General features: G+C 61.2%; 17 protein-coding genes. 12 read left to right on the top strand and 5 right to left on the bottom strand.

Annotated features, from left to right (window positions below):
* Positions 1–108 precede the first annotated feature (108 nt).
* Positions 109–1,710 (top strand): bifunctional diguanylate cyclase/phosphodiesterase, encoded by a 1,602-nt coding sequence (locus ACIPZC_RS09635; RefSeq protein WP_241803688.1) that lies wholly within the window; start codon positions 109–111, stop codon positions 1,708–1,710.
* 6 nt (positions 1,711–1,716) lie between these two features.
* Here ACIPZC_RS09635 and ACIPZC_RS09630 read toward each other — a convergent pair whose 3' ends face one another.
* Positions 1,717–3,756 (bottom strand): hypothetical protein, encoded by a 2,040-nt coding sequence (locus ACIPZC_RS09630; protein WP_400626473.1) that lies wholly within the window; start codon positions 3,754–3,756, stop codon positions 1,717–1,719.
* A gap of 32 nt (positions 3,757–3,788) precedes the next feature.
* Positions 3,789–5,504, bottom strand: a complete 1,716-nt coding sequence (locus ACIPZC_RS09625) for a dermonecrotic toxin domain-containing protein (RefSeq protein ID WP_400626471.1) — start codon at positions 5,502–5,504, stop codon at positions 3,789–3,791.
* 313 nt (positions 5,505–5,817) lie between these two features.
* Here ACIPZC_RS09625 and ACIPZC_RS09620 point away from each other — a divergent pair, with 313 nt between their 5' ends.
* From ACIPZC_RS09620 to ACIPZC_RS09590, 7 genes are all read left to right on the top strand, one after another.
* The gene (locus ACIPZC_RS09620; RefSeq protein WP_400626469.1) at positions 5,818–6,966 is read left to right on the top strand and encodes a hypothetical protein; all 1,149 of its coding nucleotides are present in this window, start codon (positions 5,818–5,820) and stop codon (positions 6,964–6,966) included.
* A 74-nt stretch (positions 6,967–7,040) separates the two neighbouring features.
* Positions 7,041–8,159 (top strand): glycosyltransferase family 61 protein, encoded by a 1,119-nt coding sequence (locus ACIPZC_RS09615; protein ID WP_400626467.1) that lies wholly within the window; start codon positions 7,041–7,043, stop codon positions 8,157–8,159.
* Between the two features lie 338 nt (positions 8,160–8,497).
* A complete protein-coding gene (gene eppA, locus ACIPZC_RS09610; RefSeq protein WP_241803681.1) occupies positions 8,498–8,674 on the top strand; it encodes an EPS-associated small membrane protein EppA in 177 nt (58 codons plus the stop codon).
* A gap of 304 nt (positions 8,675–8,978) precedes the next feature.
* Positions 8,979–9,536, top strand: a complete 558-nt coding sequence (locus tag ACIPZC_RS09605) for a polysaccharide biosynthesis/export family protein (RefSeq protein WP_241803679.1) — start codon at positions 8,979–8,981, stop codon at positions 9,534–9,536.
* A 25-nt stretch (positions 9,537–9,561) separates the two neighbouring features.
* Positions 9,562–10,677, top strand: a complete 1,116-nt coding sequence (locus ACIPZC_RS09600; protein WP_400626465.1) for a hypothetical protein — start codon at positions 9,562–9,564, stop codon at positions 10,675–10,677.
* A 20-nt stretch (positions 10,678–10,697) separates the two neighbouring features.
* Positions 10,698–12,266, top strand: a complete 1,569-nt coding sequence (locus ACIPZC_RS09595) for a GumC family protein (protein ID WP_400626463.1) — start codon at positions 10,698–10,700, stop codon at positions 12,264–12,266.
* A gap of 12 nt (positions 12,267–12,278) precedes the next feature.
* On the top strand, positions 12,279–13,085 hold the full coding sequence (locus ACIPZC_RS09590; protein WP_241803674.1) for a CpsD/CapB family tyrosine-protein kinase: 807 nt from the start codon (positions 12,279–12,281) through the stop codon (positions 13,083–13,085).
* A gap of 72 nt (positions 13,086–13,157) precedes the next feature.
* On the opposite strand, the gene galE is transcribed toward ACIPZC_RS09590, so the two are convergent.
* The 3 genes from galE to ACIPZC_RS09575 all read right to left on the bottom strand — a co-directional run bounded on the left by galE (position 13,158) and on the right by ACIPZC_RS09575 (position 18,327).
* Entirely contained in the window at positions 13,158–14,120 is a 963-nt protein-coding gene (galE, locus tag ACIPZC_RS09585; RefSeq protein ID WP_400626461.1) for a UDP-glucose 4-epimerase GalE, read from the bottom strand.
* A 75-nt stretch (positions 14,121–14,195) separates the two neighbouring features.
* A complete protein-coding gene (locus ACIPZC_RS09580; RefSeq protein WP_400626459.1) occupies positions 14,196–16,796 on the bottom strand; it encodes a glycosyl hydrolase family 5 in 2,601 nt (866 codons plus the stop codon).
* A gap of 4 nt (positions 16,797–16,800) precedes the next feature.
* The gene (locus tag ACIPZC_RS09575; RefSeq protein ID WP_400626457.1) at positions 16,801–18,327 is read right to left on the bottom strand and encodes an O-antigen ligase family protein; all 1,527 of its coding nucleotides are present in this window, start codon (positions 18,325–18,327) and stop codon (positions 16,801–16,803) included.
* Positions 18,328–18,421: 94 nt separating this feature from the next.
* On the opposite strand from ACIPZC_RS09575, the gene ACIPZC_RS09570 reads away from it, so the two are divergent.
* From ACIPZC_RS09570 to ACIPZC_RS09555, 4 genes are all read left to right on the top strand, one after another.
* Entirely contained in the window at positions 18,422–19,798 is a 1,377-nt protein-coding gene (locus tag ACIPZC_RS09570; RefSeq protein WP_400626455.1) for an oligosaccharide flippase family protein, read from the top strand.
* A 259-nt stretch (positions 19,799–20,057) separates the two neighbouring features.
* A complete protein-coding gene (locus tag ACIPZC_RS09565; RefSeq protein WP_400626453.1) occupies positions 20,058–21,524 on the top strand; it encodes an FAD-dependent oxidoreductase in 1,467 nt (488 codons plus the stop codon).
* Between the two features lie 112 nt (positions 21,525–21,636).
* The gene (locus ACIPZC_RS09560; protein WP_241803663.1) at positions 21,637–22,254 is read left to right on the top strand and encodes an acyltransferase; all 618 of its coding nucleotides are present in this window, start codon (positions 21,637–21,639) and stop codon (positions 22,252–22,254) included.
* A complete protein-coding gene (locus tag ACIPZC_RS09555; protein ID WP_241803661.1) occupies positions 22,247–23,203 on the top strand; it encodes a glycosyltransferase family 2 protein in 957 nt (318 codons plus the stop codon). The genes ACIPZC_RS09560 and ACIPZC_RS09555 overlap by 8 nt, the downstream gene beginning before the upstream one ends.

The following is a 23,203-nucleotide window of genomic DNA, read 5'->3' as shown; positions in this document are numbered from 1 at the left end:
GAATCGCTTCAGCTTCGAGGATGCACCCGCCGAAAGAAAAATACCAGTCTGGCTCAATATTGCCCGCAGTGCGCCGATACAGAATTAATCGAGCGCATACCAAGGCCTATGACTCCGTCCAATACCCCACTACCTGATGAGCCGCCGCCCACCGGCCTGCCGCGCCGCTCCCTTGGCAGCCTGATGCCGGTAGGCTTTGCCCTGGTCGGCATCGCCCTGTCGGTGCTGCTGGGCAACCTGGACGTGCAACGCCAGCCTGGCGGCCTGTTGACCAGCCCTCTGGTCTCGCCGCTGCTCTGGTTCGCCCTGGCCTGTACGGGTTTGACCAGCCTGTTCCTGGCGTTGATCAACCGCAAGCAACGCCAGCTGCAGCAACGCAACCGAGAACTGCGTAGCTCCCAGGCGCAGCTTGAGCGGCTGGCCCATTACGACACCATCACTGGCTTGCCCAACCGCGTGCTGTTCCAGCAACAGCTGGCCGATGCCATTCTCAAGGGCGATGGCCTGGCTGTGCTGATGCTGGACATCGATGGCTTCAAACAGGTGAACGACAGCCTCGGTCATGCCATGGGTGACCTGTTGCTGCAGCAAGCCACCGCACGCTTTTTGCAGGAGCTGGACGCGGCTGACCGGGTATGTCGCCTGGGCGGCGACGAGTTCGTTTTCATGCTGCGCGGCACCCAGGGCCAGGTCAGCCATCAGGTGGGCCATCTGCTGCGTTGCCTGCAGCGGCCGTTCGACCTCAACGGCAGCACCGCCCTGGTGACCGGCAGTATCGGGCTGGCCAGGTGCCCGCAGCATGGCGAGGATGTCGGTAGCTTGCTGCGTCACGCCGATACGGCGATGTATGCAGCCAAAGAAAGTGGGCGCAACGCCTGGCGCCCTTACCACACGGATATGACAGCCCGCCTGCAGCAGCGCCTGGAGCTTGAGCGCAACCTGCGCCGTGCCTTGCAGGCGAACGAGTTCGAGCTGTGGTATCAACCCAAGGTCGACCTGTTCAGCGGCTGCGTGCAGGGTGTCGAGGCATTGCTGCGCTGGCGCGACCCGGTCCATGGCCTGGTGTCACCTGCCGAATTCATTCCGTTGGCCGAGCGTACGGGCTTGATCATCCCGCTAGGTGAGCGGGTGTTGGCCCTTGCCTGCGCTCAGATGGCCACCTGGCGTGACGAAGACCGCGTACCCGGGCCCATGGCGATCAACGTGGCGGCGCTGCAGATCGAGCGCAGCGACTATGTCTCCAGCCTGGCCCAGGCGCTGGAGTGTCACGGCCTGGCGCCGAGCCTGCTGGAAGTGGAAATCACCGAAAGTCTGCTGATGGAAAGCCAGCAACAGGCCTGTGAGGTACTCGCCCAATTGCAGGCCATGGGCGTGACCACGGCCGTGGACGACTTCGGCACGGGCTATTCTTCCTTGGCGTATTTGCGAGCGCTGCCGATCGATCACCTGAAGATCGATCGTGCGTTCATCAAGGACTTGCCGGACGATGACGATGCAGTGGCCGTGGCCCGGGCCATCATCGACCTGGGCCACGCGCTGGGCTTCCGGATCACTGCTGAGGGCATTGAAACCCAGGAGCAGTATGACTTCTTGCGCAACGCCGGATGCGACCAGGGGCAGGGCTATCTGCTGGCCCGGCCAATGCCGGCGGCGGACCTCGCGCGCTGGCTGGCGACCCGTACCGAGCGGGGCCGCCAGGGCAGCGCCTGACCCGCCTCAGAGCTCCAACAGCAGGCTGGCTGGCGAGTCCAGCGCCAGCTCGCGGAAGGCGGGGTCTGTATCCATCCGCTCCAGGCGGCGCCACAGTGATTCCAGGCCCGTCAGGGTGTCATCGTAATCGGCCGCGTCGTCGATCAGTTGGCGCAGCGCGCGTCGGTAGTGCAATGGCACCCGCGTCCACAGCTGCAGCCGCCTTGCACTGGCGTCGGCCAGCAGTGGCTGGTAGTCGATATCCGACACCAGCAGGTCCGCACCCTGCAACTGGTAATACTCTTCAATCTGCTCGCGAATGTGCGGCCCAAGCGCCGGGCTCTCCAGGGTCAGGGCATTGGCGGTGTCAACGGGCAGGGTGAAGCCCGGCGCCAGGCGCTGGAACTGGTTCTCGGACAGGTCGATGATCAACGCCGACTCCAGGCGCTCAAGGCCTTGGGGGAGTTCGGTCAGGCCGCAATTGACCATGAACACCGAGCCAAGCCCCGGCAGGTGCTGCAGGTTCGGCGCCTGGAGCAAGGGGTTCTGAGACAGGTCCAGCACCCTCAATCCGGTCAGTCGCTCCAGCGCTGCCTGTGCGCGGGCGTCCCAGCTGATGCGGTTATGTTCAAGGTCAAGCCATTGCAGGTTGCCGGGTACCCGAAGCTCGGGAACCGCGTCGAAGCGGCAACGGCTCAAGGTCAGGCGCTGCAGTTGGGGCAGGCTTTGCAGCCAGTGTGCGGGCAACTCGCTCAGGGCGTTGTTACCGCTGAGGTCAAGGTCGGCGATGTGGCTCAAACCCGTTGGCAGCGTGAGGGACGCCAAGTCGCTGTTTTCAAGCTCGAAGTTTTTCAGGTCGAGGGCGTGGATGCGTTGGCCGGTGGACAGCACACGGATCGAATTCTGCTGCCAGGCGTTGAGAATCTTGCGCACGGCGGGCCGGCGCCTGGGAACGGCCGCCGCCCATCGATCAAGGTCGATGCGTACCTGCCTCAAGGCGTCTTCGCGAATTTGCAGTTCCGTTTCCGCAGAGCGCATCGTGTTACGCCAGTCTGCCTGCAAGCGCTCGACCTGCTCCTGGGTGATGCTGGGGTAAAGCCTGCGCAAGCGCGCCGGCACGCTCCGATCGAAGAACGGTGAACTGGGTACCTGTGGGGAGAGCGGTGCGCCACCGCGCAACCGGTGACGCAGGGCAGGGCGCTTGGCCTGGGGCCCCCAGAGGCGCAGTGGCCATTTCTCCCGCTCGGCAGCGGCCAGGTGTTGCGTATGCTCAGCCAAGGCTTGTGCGCTGCCCCAGGTCGCTTTCAGTTTCGCTGGCGCTGCGCTGTACAGCGCTTGGTAGGCGTCGCGATACACGGGCCCGGCCACCGGGCGCTCGCCCTTGAACACTTCGTACCCCAGGTCAGACCTGAGCAACACGCAACGCTCGCTGGCCTGTTGCGCGCCGATGGCCGCCAGTAGGCGGCCATCGGGATGGGTTTGGCGGATTTCCAGGCGCACGGGGTCTGGCCAGCCGGAATGCCGTTCAATGCAGGCCAGTAGCAAGCGTTCGCTGTCGCTGTCGGCCAGGCGTGGCTGGTACAGGCCCTCCAAGGCCCGGGCCAGGGGTAGATCGCGGGTGATCTGCTGGGCTTGCTGCTGCAGCCAGGCCGGGAGCGTACCCTGCGAGTGCCAATCGGCCAATGCCTCTGGCGAGAGGCGCGCCAGCAGGCGCCTGGCCAGCGGTGGTGTCAACGGCGCATAGGCCTGGCACAGCCGCTGTTCGGCGGCGCTTGCCGTACGCTGGTAAATGCGCGTCAGTGCCGCGCCGCCCAGCTCGGGCATCTGCTCGGCCAGCGTAAGGCGCTCCAAACTATCGGCGAGCAGTGCAGGCGTGGCCTCACCGGCCAGGTGGACTGCCAGCAACTGTGCCCGGTCCACGCCACTGATGACCATGGCCTGCTGCAATTGCACATCGTCCAGGGTATCCACGGGCAAGCCCAGGCGCCGTATGCACTGGCTGTCGGACCAGCCCTGGGGCACCTCGTGCTCCCCCCGCCAGGCGCCCTCGCCGTTGTCTTCCAGCAACGGTTGGTAGGCCTTGGGGTCAGTCGGGTGGACTACCCTCCAGCGCGGGTCGGTCCACGCTGGGCTACTTCATACTGTTGCCCCTCCATGCGGAGGAACTGCCTGCCCTGATAGGCTTGCAGCCCTTGCGGGTCGGCTTCAGGTTCTGCAGGTACCGGCTCGGTACGCGCGTAGCCTGTCAGGTCCGCTCGCCAGAGTCGCTTGCTGCCGTCCTGCAGCTTCACCGGTTCGAGGCTTTCCATCAGCGCGCTGTTGAACAGCTTCGGCAGCACCTTGCCTGCTGCATGCAACCCGCCGATCACAGCCAGGTTCAAACCGACCGCCTCGATGTGCTGCAAGGCCAGGTGGCGGTCGCCGATGCTCCACGCCTGGTAACCCTCGAACACCTCGCCAAGCAACTGGCAGGCGACTACCCCTGTCATCAGGGTGCCGACCCCGGGTATGAAGAAACTTGCAATCATCAGGGCGTTCAGGCCGATGCTTTGCCACTGGGCCATGCGCCGCTGGTGCGCCTGCCGGTCGAGCGCTGCGCTAGGCACTGCCAGGGCTGCGGCCTCGGCCTTGAGGCGTGCCACATGGTCGTCGTAGAGAAACCTCAGCAGGGGCGCCTCGATGGGGGCAAGGGTCAGGTGCAGGTCGGCGCCCTCGCGCATCGACCACTGTTGATCCAAGGCACTGGTACCTGTGGCGTCGAGGTTCTGCTGCAGCAGGTCGAAGAAGCGGTAGCACTGCACGGATGACACGTAGCGCTGGAACGCGCGTCGGTACCCCGCTTGCAGCAAGTGGGTGGCCAGATGCGCATGCACCCCTGCAAGGCCAGGGAACTGCAGCAGGCGCTGCTCATCACCCGGCAGGTACAACAGCAACCCCGCCTTGCCAGCGTCGATGATCAGGACTTCGTGCAGCGCGATGCCGAACAGCGATGGCTGCCAGCAGGGCAGAGGTGCATCGCCCAGGAGCGCCTCGATGACGTCACGGCCGTTGCCGGTGATGGTGTGGCGCAGCAAGGCCATGTCGGCTGCAAGCAGCAGGCGATCGCGCAGGGTGTTCATGAAAGCTGCGCGTACTGGGCTCGAGGGTGTTTCGAAGATCGTCTGCAGGTGTTCCTGATACCGCTGCCCAATGTCCAGGTCCCGGCAAGTGCTGGCGAAGCTGCTGGGGGAAAGCGGCAGCGGCTTGATGCGATATGACTCGGACGGCAGGTCGATATCCACCAACGTATCGCTGTCGCCCAGGGTGGTCTGGCCGACGACCGTGGTTGCTTCGAACTGTGCATCACCGGCCAGTACCAGGGCACTGTCCTGGCTGAACGTAAGCTGCTGTTCAAAGTTGTGCAGGGCGGCTTCGAGCAGGCTGGTGGCTGTGTGGCCAGTGACGTAGGTGCCGAACGTGAAGATGCGTTGAATATGGATGAGCTGGGTACTGCGCAGCGGCACCGAGAGTTGGTGCTCGGTTTTGAGTCGTTGTCCGAGCAAGTCTTCGGCAAATTCGGCAACGTTCTGCAACCCAGCCGTGGCGCGCGCCAGCTGGTAGTGCGAGTTGTCCAGCCGGCGCTGGCTGGCAAGCACTGCTTCGCGCAGATCAGGTGCAGCATTGGCGAACCATGGCAATTGTTCATCCAGGCCTTGTGCGGGCAGCATGCTCTCGCGCAAGCGCTGCCAGTGTTCAGGGTGCAGGGTTCTGGCCCATGCCGGTAGCTGTGCCTGAATCAGTTGCTGATGAGGGTTGTGAGGGGCGAGATCAGTCATCGTCGGTACCTGCATGAGGGAAAGAGCCGGTAGCAGGCACCGTTTGCAGCGCAGCGGTGAGGTAGTTAACTACCCATTGCAGTAATTAATGACGAGAACCGTGCAGGAAAGAAAATTGACGTCATGAAATGAAGGCAGGTGATTGCAAAACGCCGCTTGCTAATGCGCGGGCTTGCATCTTAAATTGTTACTGAATGTTAGGCCGGCAAGGGGCAATGTTGTCGGAATATCAGTCGCTTACGTCACTGTCTTGAGCAATAACCCGCTTCTCTTCCGATAAGGCCGTTTGAATTCAAAGGACGTCGAAGAAGAAATGAAAGCGCACATGATGGCCGTAGCTCGAAAACTTATCTCGCCTTCGCTGCGTTACGAGATCAGAACCGTCTCAAACGTGTTACGCGACCTGCTGGGGCGGGCGTGCTTCTGGCATTGGGAGGTCGCCCGGTTCAGGCTGCAGCAGGAAAGCCCCTACGAGATTCTGTACATCGGCCGAAAGCAACAGCGTGAGATGGCCAAGCTGTTGATAGGCGGCAAGGCGCAGCAGCAGGCACCACAACCTGAGGGCTCGGCAGGCAGCTTGCCCAGCCGCGTAGTCGTCAGTGAGTTACCCACCCTCGGTGCGCTGTCCGTTCCGCACTACCTGAGTGCCGTTGTACCGCTGGGGCGCTCGCTGGACGATATCACCGCGCGCTATGACAGTGAATTGCGCCGCAGTATCCGCAAGAACCGACCGCTATACGAGATGAGGCAAACGCTGGCTGATGACGAAATTGCCATGGCCGACCGTGATCTGCTGCGGCCGTATGCCAGCGCCCGGCAAGGCATTCATGCGGCGCAGTTTCCCACCGAGGAGGTGTTCCGCCTGGCCAAGGGTGTTGGCCGCCTGGACTTGATCACGTTGAACGGCGAGGTGGTTGCCTGCCACCTTGGCTGTGAGATAACCCGGGCGGGCAAGCGCTACTGGAGCACGTTACGTTTCGGTTACTGCGAAGCCGTGTTTTCCGATGCCAAGAAACTGCGCGAGGTCAACTCCATCACCACCTACATGGCATTGGAGTGGGCCTTGGCCAATGGCTTCGACTACTACGACATCGGCCTTTGTCTGGCGCGCCCGGACGATGGATTATTGAAGTGGAAACGCCGGCGCGGGGGGGATATCGACTCACTGGGCAACCACGCTTACATGTTCATCCGGCTACCCAAGACGGGCGTGGCGCGTTTTCTTTGGGACACGCCGCTGTTTGCGGTCGAAGGCGACAAGTTGACGCTGCACCTCGGTTTACCGGAAGGGTCCAGTGATGAAGCGCTCGCCAGCCGCTACCACGAAATGGTGTTTGGCGGCTTGCACAAGATATACCTGTATGGGGCTAAAAGTTCGGGGGAATTGTTCTTCGAGAACTTGCGTCAACGCTATGCGAACTTGAAATCACCGCCCACGATGGAAAGGGTGTTGTCCAACTAACTCAGCGTCAAGGCCGGCCTGGATAAGGACGTTACTTTCGATCTTTTTTGGCGCTCTTATAACAGGGGCTTTCCATGGGTAGCGATATTTCTAAGTTCAGTTCGACGCTGATCACCAGCGACACTGCCTGGACACTGGCGGCCTACAAACACATGGCGAGAAAGCGGCTTGCCCGTAAAGCCGATATCGACATAAAAACTCGCGCGGTTAAAACCTGGGACATTGCACCCGGTGAGACCACCGTCTCCCCACCGGCTTTTTTCCTGCCCAACCAGTTGGAGCGTGTGACCGGCTGGGAGGCCAAGCGGTTTTTCCCTCATGTTCACCCCGCCAGCACCATGCAAGGCGGTATTCGTACGCAGCAAGGCCCGACGCGGGGCTACCTGCTGAAGGATGTATGGCTGATTGACGGGGCTTTGTACAAAGACGATGCCACCCACTGGCTGTCGTTGAAGCCCAGCACCTTTCCGCGGGTAACGGTGGACTACGAAATCGAGCGCGGTGCCGTGTATTGCACGCAAAACGGCAACACGTGGTTCGGCACCTGGTTGATGGAAAATTGCCCGACCTACGCACTGGCGCGCAACGAGGGCATCCCTGTTACCACGGCACCGTCGGCCAGGTTTCCACTGTTCACTCAGGCCCCCGGTTACGAGGCGTGGCTGGACATGCAACCCTTGCGCTTGCGTAGCGCCTTTTTCAAGGAACTGGTGCTGTTCGATGACGTGAGCAACAACAGCAGCCGGCATCGGCGCTATCGCGCCATGGGCGACAAGTTGCTGTCGCATGTGGACCCTGTGACGCACCCCGGCGTGTTCATTCTGCGCGGCTGTGAAGGGGAGTTGCGGTTCATGCGCAATGAACTCGAGGTCGCCGAACACCTGCGCAGGCACCGTGGCTTTCGAGTCATCGACCCACTCAAATGCGATGTGCCGACCATCGTTGCGGCGTGCGCGGGGGCCAGGACGGTGATCGGCGTGGAGGGCAGCCAGCTGGTTCACGGCGTCAACGTACTGCGCTCAGGCGGCTCGCTGCTGACGCTGCAGCCCCCCAACCGCTTCGTCAGCTACTACAAGTACCTGACGGACCGTGACCATCAGCATTTCGGCTTTGTGGTCGGTATGCCGCAGGGTGATGGCTTCACGATCGATATCGATGAGGTCGAACGTACCCTCGATCTTTTCCCGTCATAAGCGTGACGCGAAGCGCAATGATTCGCACTGTTTCTCGTCTTTGAAACACATCGTTCAAGTCGCGCCTGGGTGTGTCTATCCGCAGGCGAGCCATTGGGGGCTCAGATGAAAAACCCTTTTTTCCGCCATATCAATGAGTTGTTACAGGTTAGCCACCCTGAAAAGAGCCTGCATCTTCTGCGTGTCGAAAATTTGACTAATCAGGGGGTGGTCGATTGAGATTTATTATGGTGTCGGAACGTTGACGTAATGGCATCGTGCCCATAAGCTCAAATCAACAGCGATTCATTCCTCCGCCAAAAAACCATAATAAATTTTCCTCTTCGTAGGAGGGGACCATGCGCTCAACACTGTTCATCAAATCCATCTTTTTGTTGGTGTTATTGAGTGGGGCGGCACGGGCGGCTGACTCTTATATGAGCCAGACAAACATTGTTCCCCTGTCGACGGCAGGCTGGGTGTTCGCCTTTGCAGTAATCGGGTTTGTCGCAGTTGCCAACAGAAAGAAAATTTGAGGACGTTGTTATTACAAATACGAAGTACTTATCCGTGGTGCCAGTGAATTGACGCTAGATAACGGATGTTTAGGTCAAATACGGAATCAGTCGCTTGTCAATTTTACAGCTGTTGCTATATTCCAGTAGCTGACGCCCCAGGCGCAAATTGGCAGTGGCAGGCGAAGCGGCATTGCGGTAACAGGGCCTCCTGGATGCTTGAGGCCGTCGCAGCGCGATAACGGCTGCGAAGTGGAGCGAGAGGTTTTGTGTCGTTCTCATTCAGTGCTCTTGAACCTGGGCCGTAAGGCCGGAGGGATCCCTGATGGCGCGTTTGCTGATTTCCATCTTCTGCGTATTGGTGGCTTGGTCCGGCAGCAGTGTTGCTGATCAAGGCAATTCGGCGTATCTGCTCAGCCCCGGTGACCGCGTGCTGATTTCGGTCTGGCAGGAGGACACCCTTCGCCAGGAAACCGTCGTACTGCCCGATGGCAGCATCACCTTCCCGCTGGCTGGCCGCATCGATGTGGCCGGCCTGGACGTCACGGCGGTTGCCGCCAAGGTCACCGCCGGCCTGAAACCCTACCTGGCCGATCCCAACGTAAGCGTCGTCGTCACTGGCACGGCGGGCAATCTTGTGTATGTGCAAGGCAAAGTCATCAAGCCAGGGCCGGTGCCCATGGCAGGCCCTACGGCGGTGCTTCAGGCGCTGAGCATGTCGGGTGGAATGGACAAATTCGCCGACGAAAGTGCCATCAAGGTCATCCGCGGCAGCGGCCCCTCACAAAAGGTATTGCCGGTGCGCTACAAGGATCTGGTTTCTGGGCGCGACATGTCCACCAACTTCCAACTTCAGGCTGGCGATACGCTGGTCGTACCTTGACTCTTCCAATATATAAGAACCTCTAGTGCCTATTTTTAGACCAACGCATATTGCAACGGCAATGATGATGTTGCCGTTGTCTGGGGTGGTTCACGCCGCCATTTGGCAGTCTTCAGTCGTGGTGCCCACGTCTGTCGAGTACGACAGCAACCCATTGCTCCTGACGTCCGAGGAGGAAGGTGTGACGCGTACCATCATTGCGCCCGACTACAGCCTGATCGGTCAGTTCGACCGCGACCAGTTGCGTCTGGGCCTGGGTGTCAACGTGCTGCGCTCATCCGACCGGTCGATCGTCGATGACCGAGAAGACCCCAAGTTGAGCCTGGGGTGGCAGCGCGAAACCCAGACCGGAGGCTTCGGTTTGCTGGCGCGTTATGAGGAAAGCTCCACGCTGTCCGGTGCGGTGCAGGACACCGGTGTGGTCACCACCGACGGCACGCAGAAGATGTCCACGCTCGAGGGCAACTGGAGCAGTGCGGTCACCGCGCGCAGTACGCTGGCCAACGTCCTTACCTATTCGCATGCCCGTTATGACATCAGTTCGCTGACCGGTTACGACGAGCTGTACAACACATCCACGTGGACCTACGCCTGGAACGAGCGCACCGACATCATCACCGGTTTCGACGCCAGGCGTTATGAGCCGCAGGACGATACCACCGCAGTGTCTTCCAACAGCTACAGCCCGAACATCGGCGTCAGGCACCGTTTTTCCGAACGGTTCGAAGGCGAGGTGCATGTCGGCGTCAACAAGACCACGGGGTCTGGCGGCGGGCGCCGTGGTGAAGGTGGCATGTCGCTGTTCTACCGGGGTGAACGTGCCGACGCCAGCTTCAGCGCTGAGCGCAGCACCGTAGCCAACGCCGAGGGCGGCTTTGCCGAGCTCGACATGGTGCGCGGCAGCTGGAGCTACCTGGTCACCGAGGTCGACCGCGTAGGTGTGGATGCCTCCTGGCAGGACAGCAAAGGGGTGTCGCCAAACACCTTGCAAACCTATGGCGTGTGGGCCAGCCGCGCATTCTCACCGGCCTGGGACCTGCGTTTTTCGTTGATGTACAAGCAGCGCCAGCAAGACGGCTTGCCCGATGCTGACGCGACCATTGCCGGATTGACGTTGACGTACAGATATCCCGACATCTGACTCTCGCACGGGTGGCCACCATGAAATCGGACTACGAGCTTTCCCTTAAAGATTACATCGCCATCATCAAGGACCGCGCCTTGTTGCTGGGGGTGAGCATCGTGGTCGTGATTGCGGCAACCATCGGGGTGGCCGTCACGGTGCCGCCCCTTTACCAGTCGACCGGCACCATCCTGGTGGAGTCGCAGCAGATTTCCCCGGAGCTGGTCTCGGCCAACAACAACAGCTTTGCCGATGAGCGTATCGAGGTCATTCGTCAGCGCGTCATGACCCGCGAAAACCTGCTGAAGATCATCGACAAGTACAACCTGTTCGCCGACAAGGGCAGGCGCTTCAGTGAAACCGACAAGATCGAGCAGATGCGCAGCGCCATCGCCGTGGCCACGCTCAGTACCTATGTCAAAGGCCGTGGCGAGGCGACGGTCGCGTTCACGGTTTCGTACGAGGACAAGCGTCCTGACGTTGCCAAGGAAGTGGCCGACGAACTGGTGACGCTGTTTCTCAACGAAAACATGAAGCAGCGCACCGAACGGGCAACCGAGACCACCGAATTCCTTACCCAAGAGGCGAACAAGCTGGGCGCCGAGTTGGCTGCGCTCGAAAACAAGCTGGCGGATTTCAAGCAGGCGCACGCCAATGCCTTGCCTGAGAACCAGCAGTTGCGCATGAGCATGTTGTCGCGCTCGGAGCTGGAGTTCCGCGAGGTCGATCGTGACTACAAGGCCGCCCAGGAAGAGCTGCGTTACCTGGAACTGGAACTGGCGGCTGCCAATGCGGGGGTGCCCGCGCAGGCGGCTGGCGGCAGGCCTGCCGCGGCGGACCAACCCCAGGACCTGGCCAGCCTCAAGGCCGAGTATGCCCGGCTGTTGACCAGGTACACCCCGGCGCACCCCGATGTGGTGGCCGTCAAACGCAAGATCGACCTGCTCAAGGCGTCGGGCGAGAAGGGGATCGCCGCTGCGGCGGCCATGAATCTCGATGCTGCCAGGGTACGCACCAAAATGGCGGCTACTCAGTCGCGCATCGCATCGCTTGCTGAACAGAAACGGCAGCTGACGGCCAAGATGGAAGGCTATGAGGCCGATATTCTCGAGGCTCCGCAGGTGGAGCGCGGCTTGGTCACGCTGATGCGTGACCATGACAACGCGCGCAAGAAGTATGAGGAAATCCGCAACAAGGAAATGGGCGCGAAGATCACCGAGAGCCTGGAGCAGGAAAACAAGGCCGAGCGCTTCGTGCTGCTGGAGCCGCCATTGATGCCGGAAAAACCGGTCAAGCCCAACCGCAAGAAAATTGTCGCATTGGGCCTGGTGTTGGCGCCGGCAGTGGGTGGCGGGCTGGTGATGCTGTTGGAAATGCTCAACCAGCGTATCCGCGGTGTCGGTGCCCTGGAAAGCGTGCTGGGCAAGCGCGTGCTGGTGGCCGTGCCGTACATCTCCACCCAGGCCGATGTAGCCAGGCGCCGCAAGTGGCGGGTGCTGCTGGCCATCGCCGGGTTGTTACTGATTGCTATGCTGATGGTGGTCGTCCATGTGTTCTACATGCCACTGGACCTCTTGCTGTTTAAAGCTATGGCTCGGTTTGAATAGGGAAGCGCAGCGATGGACAGAATTACGCCGGCTATCGGAAAGAACATTCATCAGGTTTCTCCCTCTCCCGCTGAAACGCCAAAGGCGCCGCTCGTGCCGCAGCAGCCCGAAGCCTTGGGGCAATTCGACTACGTGCAGACCAAGGTGGTGCCGCTGCGGGCGGAGCACCTGGAACGCAACCGGATCGTCTCCTACAACAAGAACTCGAACATGAGCGGGGCCATCGACCTGCTGCGCACGCAAGTGTTGCAGGCCATGGAAGAAAACGGCTGGCGGACGTTGGCGATCACGTCACCGACACCCGAGGCGGGCAAGACGGTGCTGGCTGTCAACCTGGCCATGAGTATCGCCCACCACACCACCAAGACCGCATTGCTGGTGGACTTCGACCTGCGCCGACCCAGGGTTGGCAGTAGCCTTGGCCTGCCCATGGACAAAGCGCTGAACGAGCTCCTCAAAGGCGAGGCCTGGCTGGAAGAGGTTCTGGTCAACCCGACCTTGCCACGGTTCGTGGTGTTGCCGACGCGCGAACCGATACCGATGTCCACCGAGATGTTGTCATCGCCCAAGGTCAACAGCCTGATCAGCGACCTGCGCGACCGCTACGACTCGCGCATCTGCATTTTCGATCTGCCACCGCTGTTGAGTTCCGACGATGCATTGACCGTCTTGCCGAAGTTCGACTGTGTGCTGCTGGTGGTGGCCAACGGGGTGAACAGCAAGAAGGACATCGAAGATTGCCTGCATCATCTGGCGACAGCGAACCTGATCGGGGCGGTATTGAACAAGGCGGATGAGCAACCGCGGCCTTACTACTGAGCCTTTGATTGCTGAAGCAAGGAGCTGGCTGACGAGGCTTGCTCCTTGCTTGCGCTTGCTGTTGCGCTCACCTCATTGCCAGGGGTATTGAAGCTCCCATTCCCAGGCGTGCCGCACGATCTGCTCCAGTGAATCGAAGCGTGGTTGCCATCCCAGCACCCCCCTGGCCCGTGCAGCGTCCGCCACCAGCCTGGCCGGGTCGCCATCGCGGCGGGCTGCCTCGACCACGTTGATCTGCCGCCCGGTCACGACCCGGGCGGTGTCGATCACCTCCTGCACGGAAAACCCAAGCCCATTGCCCAGGTTGAACGCCGTGCTTGCGCCACCGGCCAACAGGTAATCCACCGCCAGCGCGTGTGCCGACGCCAGGTCGGCCACATGCACGTAATCACGGATACAGCTGCCGTCGGGGGTGTCGTAATCATGGCCGAACACCGTGATCGCATCGCGCCGGCCAGAGGCCGCCTGCAGGATCAACGGGATCAGGTGGGTTTCCGGTTCGTGGCATTCGCCCAGCAAACCTTCCGGGTCGGCGCCCGCCGCATTGAAGTAACGCAGGCACACCGAGCGCAATCCGTAGGCGCGGTCGAAGTCCTGAAGGATCTGCTCCACCATCCACTTGCTGCGCCCGTAGGGGTTGATCGGCACCTTGGGGTGCTGCTCATCGATGGGGATGTACTGTGGGTCGCCGTAAACGGCTGCCGTAGAGGAGAACACCAGGTACTCGATCCCCGCTCGCACCATGGCATCGAGCAGGGTCAGCGTGGCAGCGACGTTGTTCTGGTAATACTTGCACGGGTCGCTGACCGACTCGGCCACCTGGATGAACGAGGCAAAATGGAAAACCGCATCGAAGTGGCAGTCGTCGAACAGGGCATCGAGCGCGTGCGTATCTGCGATATCCAGCTCGACCCATTCGATAGCGGGGCCGGTGGCCACGGTATCCGCTACCACCACTTCATGCCCGGCGGCCAACAGGTGCTTGACCATGTGTGAGCCGATGTAGCCTGAACCCCCGACAACCAAGTACTTCATCCAATCCTCCTGGAACAGAAGCAGCGTCGAATGCCTGGAATACAGGTCTGAATTGACTCTAGATGGCGATATGCCCTATTTCAAGAAAAGCCAGTTGGCCATGCTGCGGCCATTGAAACGGATGATGTAACGCCCCTGTTCGTAGCTCGACGCCAGCACCTGTTCCTGGCCGTCGGGCGCGCGGCCGTAGAGTTTCAGGCCTGCTGGCGCCTTGACGCTCAGGGTGCCTTCGAGCGGCTCGACGTGAAACGGGGTCATGTCGTCGGGCCGGGGCACGGCACGGGTACCCAGTGAAATCAGCAGGCTGCGCGACTGATTCAACGGCTTGGTATCGAGGCTTTGTACCACCACGCTGGCATACGCGGTTTTCAGCTGCAGCTGGATGTCGCCAAGGTCCATGGCCTGGCCACCCAGCCAGCCGGTCGCGGCCTGGGTCGAGGGCGTGTCGATGGTGTACACGCCCCGTTGCCAGTTGCGCCGCAGTTGCCCGGTGTCGGTGACCGACTCGCGGGCGTTGGCATCGAGCAGTGACTGGTCCGGGTCGTGCAGTACCTGCGCATCGGCGGGAATGGTACTGGCCTGCAGCCACGGCAGTTGCGCCGTCTGGGGCATGGCGATCTGCAGTTGGCCCTTTTCCATGGCGGTGCGCAGCAGCACCGAGGTAGTGGGGGTGATCGCCCTGTTGAACAAGGTCTCTGCAGTGGGTGCGAAGACGTAGCGGGTTGTCGCCAGCTGCACGTCCTCGCGGCGGTAGAGCAGGGCGGCGGCAGGCAGGGTAGCCATCAGCGCCGGGTCGTTGTAGGCATTCCAGTTGTCAGCGCGGCGCCACTGGCTGAAAAAGGCCTGCTGGCTGTAGGCGTACTGCATGATGGCGTCCCAGCCCTGGTGGCTGGCCGTGGCAGCCACATACAGCGGCAACGAGTGGCGATCAGGCAGCGGGAAGGGTTCGGCGTTCCACTCAGTGACCGTCATCGGCAGGCCCACCACCTGAGCGGCGCCGAGCCAGTTGATCAAGCCATCGCTGGTCAACGGGTTTTTCTCCAGCTGCCCGATGCCGCCATAGCCATGGGCATCGATCACGTCACCGGTGGTCAGCGACGGCAGCGAGGACAAGCCGTTGCCGCCCCAGGTGCTGGTGGTGGAGATCGGGACCTTGACCCCGATGTGGCGCAGGTCAGTGATCATGTCGGCGAAGACCCGGTGTTCCAGGTCGTTGAGGAACAGCTTCGAGGGCCCGTGCTCCCAGGCGCGCCAGGTCTTGTCCGCCGGCAGGTCCTGGCGGCTGGCGAACGCCTTGGCTTGGTCCATGTACAGCCGGCTGTGGCGGGGCACGCCTTTGTCCGGCAACAGTGCGTTGCCAAAGTGCTGGGTGATGTCGTTTTCGTTGGTGAGCAAAATGGCCGCGATGGCCGGGTCGTCTTTGTAGGCAAGCCCGGTATAGCGGTTGACGTGGGTCATGTAGCGTTCGGCGAAGCGCTTCATGGCCTGGGCAATGGTGACGTTGACGTAGGCATAGCCCTTCACGCCAGCGACGCCTTGCTCTTTGGGCAGCTCATCGAAGGCGTAGATGTTGTCGTTGGCGGTCAGGATGCGCGAGACGTTCATGTCGAGCCAGACATACACGCCTTCGTCCTTGAGGCATTTGATCCACCAATCGATCTTCCTCAGCGATTCGGCGTCCAGTTGCTCGGTGTTCTTGATCTGCGTGAGGTCGCCGAAGATGTTCGGGCTCACCCACGGCGAGTCATGGTGGTGCAGCCGTACCAGGTTGAACCCCAGTGCCGACAGCCGCTTGGCCTGCGCCTTGATTTCATCGTCCGGCGTTTTGAACAGCGCATAGGCCGACAGGTTGGTGCCCCAGAAACGCGCCGGAGTGTTGTCGGCAAACACCAGTCGTTCACCCGAAGCTTTGACGAAACCACGCTTGCCGGCTGGTTTTTCCCCTGCGTTGAGAAACGAAAGGTCCACCGGCGACGTGCGCCAGTCCAGCTGGTCGTCCGGCCATTGCGTGGGGTCGGCCAGGCCGAAGCGTTCGCTGGGCGTGGGGCCGATGGCGACGTCCCCGGTCACGGTCAGCGCCGCCTCGATCTGTTGGCGGCCAGGCAGAATCGGGTCGGTGTAGAAAAAGGTTCGCACCTGGCTGGTGTCGCCGCGCTCGAAATAGACCTTGGCCAACGGCGGATCGAAGCGCATTTCCACGTGCGGGCCTTCGCTGTTCTTGCCCCAGGCCCAGCCACGGTTGCCGGGCAACAGCACCGGATCGCCCATGTCCCCGGCGATCAGCGCGGGGTCGAAGCGCCAGACGATGCCACCGCCCATGACATCGTCTTGCTTGCTCTGTGCCTGCAGGTCGAAGTGCCAGGTCAAGGTTTGCTCCTGGTCCTTCTGGATATCGGCCTTGAGGTCGAAATCAAGGTCCTTGTTCCGCCCCGTCAGGGTGTAGCGGTAAGGTCCCTGAACCTTGAGTGTGGGGTAGAAGCCCGTCCAGCTCCAGTCTGGGCCCCAGAAGTCGAAGCTTGAGACAAAGGCCGGGCCGCCGCCGCGCGTCAGGGTGGGCAGGCCGTTCTGTTCGTCGACACTGACAACCCAGTCCGACGCCATGCCGGCCAGCGGCAGCATCAGCAGGCCAACCAGTGCCGTTGCCCGGGCCAAGGGGCAGAATGAAGTGCCGGTCATTGAACTACCTCGGTTGCAGGGTGGCGTTGGCTGGGTGTTCGGCATCGGCAAAAGCGTGCCTGCGTACCATCTGGATGTAGGCGATGCCGAGTCCGGCAATCGACCAGTACACCACCGGGATGACCGTGATGCTGCTGACCGTGAAAATGGTTACCAGAATGCCCAGCAATGTCGCCAACAGCACCCGGCCGAGCTGACGGTAAGGATCATTCCTGTCGGGGAAGGTGCGCATGCTCTTGTTGATGCCCATCAGCACGCAGGCGAAGAACCCTACGAACAGCCCCAGCCCAACCAGGCCGATCCGCAGTGCCAGGCCGATGTAGGTGTTGACGATGTCGATGATGCCTTCGCCCTGGATCATCGATTGCATTTCCGGCGTGTTGCGGAAATCGAACGAACCAAACAACGGGTAGCGCTGAATGACGATCCACGAATTGTCGAGCAAACGCTCGCGGTAGGTGATGTTCTCATTGTCCACGCTGCCGATGAACGGCAGCAGGTCGAGGATCTTGTCGCCGCCAGGCACGACGGTCAGCACTGGAATGCTCAGCACCCCTGCCAGGGCGAGCAGGGACAGGCGCGTGACCGCACGCTTGCCCATGGCGATATACACGACAATCATCACTGCCGCGCCCACCCAGGGGCCGCGAGACAGGGGGGCAAACAGGCCGGCGGCCAGCAGCAAGGCCCCAAGGTTGCGTTGCAACTGGCTGCGCACAAAGCCCTGCACGAACAGGAACAGGCCAATCGCAACCGTAATCACATAGCCCAGGGCAATGGCCTGGCCGGCGGTGACGCTGGCACGCAAGGAACCGCCCCGGCTCAGGTAGCCCTTCATGCTCCATTCCACACCCAAGGCGTCGAGCAGGGCGTTGTACAGCAGCCAGTGGCGGGCGTACTCAGCCACCGCCAGCAGCGACAGGACCATTGCCGCAATGACAAAGGCCAGCATCGCGTCCTTGAAGTCGCTGAGCTCTCTCAGCCCGCGGCTGGCGACGTAGTAGGGCAGGAACACGTCGACATACAGGTACACCGCCTGGCGCAGGGTATCGGTAATCGTGGTCTCGCGCAGGTACAGCAGCCCCATCAGCAACAGGCTGGCGGCCAGCAGCTTGTCGGCCCACAGGCGGCCGAAACGCAGCGTGCCGCTCTGCTTGCTCAGCACCAGTGCGGCGGGAAGCAACACGCACAGGGTCAGGATGCGTTGATGGTTCAGCTCGATCAGGTAGTTGACCACGCCAAACCCGGGCACTTCTTTCGAAGCGGGCGGGATGACGAACAGCAACAGGAAGAACAGCGCCATGGGGTTGCGCTCCCGGCGCCTGGCCGTGAGCAGGATGACGGCGGCAACGGCGGTGTAGATCCAGTAGCTGTGCGCGAAGAAGGCCACCAGTGTCAAGGCGAACCACAGGTTGCGGCGGCGCTTGAAATCGCCCTCGGCAATCAGGTCCGTCGCCGGGCTGCGCGCGAGAAAGAACACCACGCAAGCCAGGAACAAAATGACGATCAGCGCACGTAAATGTTCGGGCATGGGAGAGTTCACCTGTCCCTGGGTGGATGGGCACTAGCATCATGGCTAATTGAAACTATAGTGACTTCTAGCCATTCAGTCAGAGATTCAACTCATGCCGTCGATTGATGTGCAAGCACCTGCCAGTCTGCGCAAGCGTGCCATGGGCGCAGGCGCATGGAACCTGGTCTCGCTGGTGGCCTCGCAGGTGCTGCGCCTGGGCGGCAACCTGATCATGGCGCGGATACTGCTGCCGGAAATGTTCGGGGTCATGGTCATTGCCACGACCGTTTCTGTGCTGTTGCACCTGCTGTCCGATGTCGGCCTGCGGCAGAACATCATTCAAAGCCACCGCGGCGACGACCCCTTGTTCCTCAACACCGCCTGGACGGTGCAGATCGTGCGCGGCTTCACGCTGTTCACGCTGACGCTGCTGTTGGCCCTCGGCGCCTGGTGGGCGCAAGTGGCCGATCTGTGGCCGGCGCATTCCACCTACGCTGCCCCAGAGCTACCGCTGGTGCTGGCGGTGACCGGCATTTCAGCGATCATTTGGGGGTTCCAGTCCACCAAGATAGACGTCGCGGTACGCGCCTTCCAGCAAAAGCGCGTGGTGCTGATAGAACTCGCCTCGCAGGTCGTCGGGTTGATCACGATGCTGGTCATCGGGTATTTCACCCGGTCCATCTGGTCTCTGGTGATCGCCGGGCTGGCCTCGGCACTGGTTGGCACGCTGCTGGGCCACTTCGCCTTGCAAGGCCCGCAGAACCGGCTGCAATGGGACCGTGCAGCGCTGACCGAACTGATCGTGTTCGGCCGCTGGATACTGCTGTCTTCGATGGTCGGGGTGCTGGCGATGTATGGCGACCGCATCTGGTTCGGCGGCACGATGACGGTGGCGCAGCTTGGGGTGTATTCCATTGCCGTGCTGATTCTGGGGTCGATCCAGACCGGCTTGCTCAAACTGGTTGCGTCAGTGGCGCTTCCGGCCTTCAGCGAGGCGGCCAGGGAAGGTGACCATGCGCGGCTGAAAAAACTCTACTTCCACTTCAGGCTGCTGGTCGATCTGGTCATGCTGTTCCTGTGTGGCGGCTTCCTGACCGCCAGCCCACTGCTGATCGGCTGGATGTACGATGATCGCTATGCCGGCGCAGGCCCAATGCTGGCTATTCTGTCGCTGTCGTTCTTCACCTTGCGCTATACCTTGGCACATCAGTTGTGGATTGCCTTGGGCCATACCAAGTACCAGGCCATGGACAACATCATCCGGCTCGTCTCGTTGTGGACACTGATACCGTTGTTGCTGTTCATGGGCGGAGTGAAGTACGCCATTTGGGGTGCCGCTCTGCATACCTTCCCGACGCTGGTACTGATTGTCTATGTCAATGCCAAGCTGAATATCTGGAGTTTCAAGCGTGAACTGGTAGTGCTACCGATGTTGGCGGTCGGTGCAGCGTGTGGGTTGCTGATCACGCGCTTTTTCGAATGGCTCTGAAGCCTTCCCGGCAGGCTGCTCAATAAGAAACCGGGCTAGATAAAACCAACGGCATAGGTCTTGTGATCATGGGGAAGCTACAGTTTCTTGGTCGGCAATTGGGTCGTCGCGGCTTTCTTCGCAGTGGGGTATTGCTGGGGGCCGGCGTAGCCGTTTTCGGTATTGGCGCCCGGGTAGCGCGCGAGCCTGCGCAAAAAGGCGGGTTCGTCGTGATCAACGGGTGGGTCTTGCCTAGCGAATACTTCAAGGACAGTCGAGCATGATCAAGGACTTCCAGGCTGAGAAGACCCTGCGCAAGGCCTACGACGTGTGCATCATCGGTGCCGGCCCGGCCGGCATCACCCTGGCCCTGCAACTGGCGCAGGCGGGGTGGAGCGTGGCGCTGCTCGAAGGGGGAGGGCATGAGTATGAACCACGCTCGCAGAACCTCTACGCCTGCAGCTCGACCGGCCTTGAGCTTTATGCCGAACAGACGCGCCTGCGTTACCTGGGCGGCACCTCCAATCATTGGGCAGGCCGTTGCCGCCCGTTCACGGCTTCGGATTTTGCCGTGGCACCGCCGGTGGGCCTTCCGGGCTGGCCGATCGATTATGCGCAGATCGAGCGCTACCTGCCGGCGGCCATGGCGATCGTCGACTTGCCGCACGGGGCTGATTTCAAACCCGAGAACACTGGCCTGAACGGGGGCGAATTCGACGCTGATTGTTTTCTGCTGAGCCCGCCAACACGGTTCGCGCAAAAGTATGCGTCGGCGCTCACAGAAACGCCTGGGCTGGAAGTGTTCATCAACTGCAACTGTGTCGACCTCGAATTCGATCAGGCCTCAGGGCAGTTGCAGGCAGCGGTAGTGTGCGATTACGACAAACAGCGCGAGCGTGTCGTGGCCAATCAGTTCGTCTTGGCGATGGGGGCGATCGAGAACGCCAGGCAATTGCTCAACAGCGCTTCGCTTGTGAAGGCGGGCGTGGTGAAAAAAGAAGGCCTGACCGGACGTTGCCTGATGGAACACCTGAACATCGACCTGGGCACCTTCATTCTCAAAGATGGCGTGGGCACCGAGCAACGCCAGTATTACACCACCGATGCATTCGTCGCTGAGTACCAGGCCGGCAAGGGCAATGTCTCTGCTACGGTACTGGCCGATGTGCAGACCTACGGTAGAACGGCTGAGGTCAAATACTTTCTGGAAAACCTGGCGTGTCAGATGGGGCTGGCCAGCAAGATCGAGTTCGTCGCCAAGTTCAGCTGCCCCGGCGATGGCGTGCTGACCACGATGATCGAGCAGTTTCCGGATGCGCAAAGCCGCCTATCGCTGCTCGACGAAAAAGACGAGCTGGGCGTTGCCAAGGTCAATGTCAATTGGGTGCTCAGTGCCACCGACAGGCATACCATCAAGTGCATCGGCGCTGAACTGGCCAAGCAGTTCGCCCAGGCGGGGCTCGGCTTTATCAAGCTCAACGATTACGTCTATGACACCGAACTGCCCTTGAAACTGTCGCCCCATGCCCATCACATGGGCACGACACGCATGGCGGCATCCCCCGAGTTCGGCGTGGTCGACGCCGACTGCAAGGTGTTCGGCAGTGAAAACCTCTATGTAGCGGGCAGCAGCATTTTTGCTACGGGCGGCGCCTCGAACCCGACGATGCCGCTGTTGCAATTCGCCCTCAGATTGGCCGACCACCTCGATGCGAAAATGAGGGCGGCCAGTGGCGCGATGGCTTGAACGGATGAGCAATGAGGGGAAGGGTTGAGTGCGAAAGGGTCAGCATGAACAAGAATGAGACCGGTTCGCCTCAGGGACAGTCCAGGACCGCTTGAAGTGCGAGGGTAGCAGAATGATTGGATGGATTCGCAATGCCATGACGCAGTATGTCTACTCAACAGGACGGGGAGGTTCGGCTTACAAGAAATTCTGCAACCCAACTCCTTTGGAGTGGGGCACCTACCTGGCACGGTGGGGCAAATTCCACTCGGTGGGCAGCAATGTCTATATCAACTGCGGCTGCAATGTAACCGACCCCACGCTGGTGCGTATCGGCAGCAACGTGGGCCTGTCGGACTGTACCTTGATCGGCCACGACGGTGTGGTTGCGCTGATCGAGATCTGTTACGGCAAGCACCTGGATTCGGTCGGCTACATTGACATCAAGGACAACTGCTTCGTCGGGCATGGCGCGATCGTCATGCCGCGCGTGACCATCGGGCCTGACTCGGTGGTTGCCGCCGGGGCAGTCGTCACCAAGGATGTACCGCCTGGCACGGTGGTCGGCGGTAACCCGGCCAAAGTCATCTGCACCACTGAAGAGCTGATCACCCGGGTCGAAGCGCGCTGCAATGCCTACCCCTGGATCGAAACGGTCAAGCAGCGCAAAGGCGCTTACGACCCGACAGTAGAACCTGCACTGGCGCGCCAACGCAGCGAGTACTTCTTCGGAGACGGCAGCAATGGATAGAAAACCCGTCGATGTGATGGTCGTCAATTTCAATACCGCATCGTTGTTGCAGCCGATGTTCGATGCGCTGCGCCAAGCCGGCAGTGAACGGTTGGCCAGCTATCTGGTAGTGGACAACGCATCCGTCGACGATTCGGTGCAGCGCCTGGCCGAGGTCTGCCCCGAAGCTGTGCTGCTGAGCAATACGCACAATGTCGGTTTTGGCCGCGCCAACAACCAGTTGCTGGCGCACCTGCAGGGCAAGTACGCGCTGCTGCTCAACACCGACGCTTTCGTCGCTGCCGACAGCCTGCAGAAAACCATCGATTACATGGACGCGCACCCGGACTGCGGCGTGCTGGGCGTGCGCCTGGTGGGGCGCGACGGTGATCTGCAGCCCAGTTGCAGGTACTTCCCCACGCCCTTGAATGTATTTGTCGCGCGTACCGGGCTGGGGCGCTTTTTCCCCGGGGTGAAGATGGTCGACGAGATGACCTGGGACCATGCCTCGGTGCGTGAATGCGACTGGTTGCCGGGCTGTTTCTACCTGGTGCGTCGTGAAGTGCTCGATCAGGTGGGCCTGTTCGACCCGCGCTACTTCCTTTATTACGAGGAAGTCGACCATTGCAAGCGGGTCAAGGATGCCGGTTGGAAGGTGGTGTTCTACCCGCATACCACCGTCGTGCACATCGGCGGGGAGAGCTCCAAGTCGGTCGCCGAGCTGGAGGCTGCGAGCCGGCAGATCTCCAGCTACCAGATCGAGAGCGAGCTGCTGTACTTTCGCAAGCACCATGGCGTGCCGGGCCTGATCCTGCACATGGTGCTGGTGAGCCTGGGTGACCTGGTGCTGGCGCTCAAGGCACTGCTCAAGGGGCGAGGCTGGGGCGCGATAAAGGCCTGTTGGCTGCACACGCGCGCCACCTGGTCGCTGTTGCTCAGGACCCAGTTTGCCAGCCAACCCACACGGTAG

The sequence above is a fragment of the Pseudomonas sp. NPDC089743 genome, from assembly GCF_044748785.1.
In the GTDB taxonomy this organism is placed as follows: Bacteria; Pseudomonadota; Gammaproteobacteria; order Pseudomonadales; family Pseudomonadaceae; genus Aquipseudomonas; species Aquipseudomonas putida_X.
Note: the sequence above shows the minus strand (reverse complement) of the source record. Positions and strands in the feature narration are given on the sequence as shown.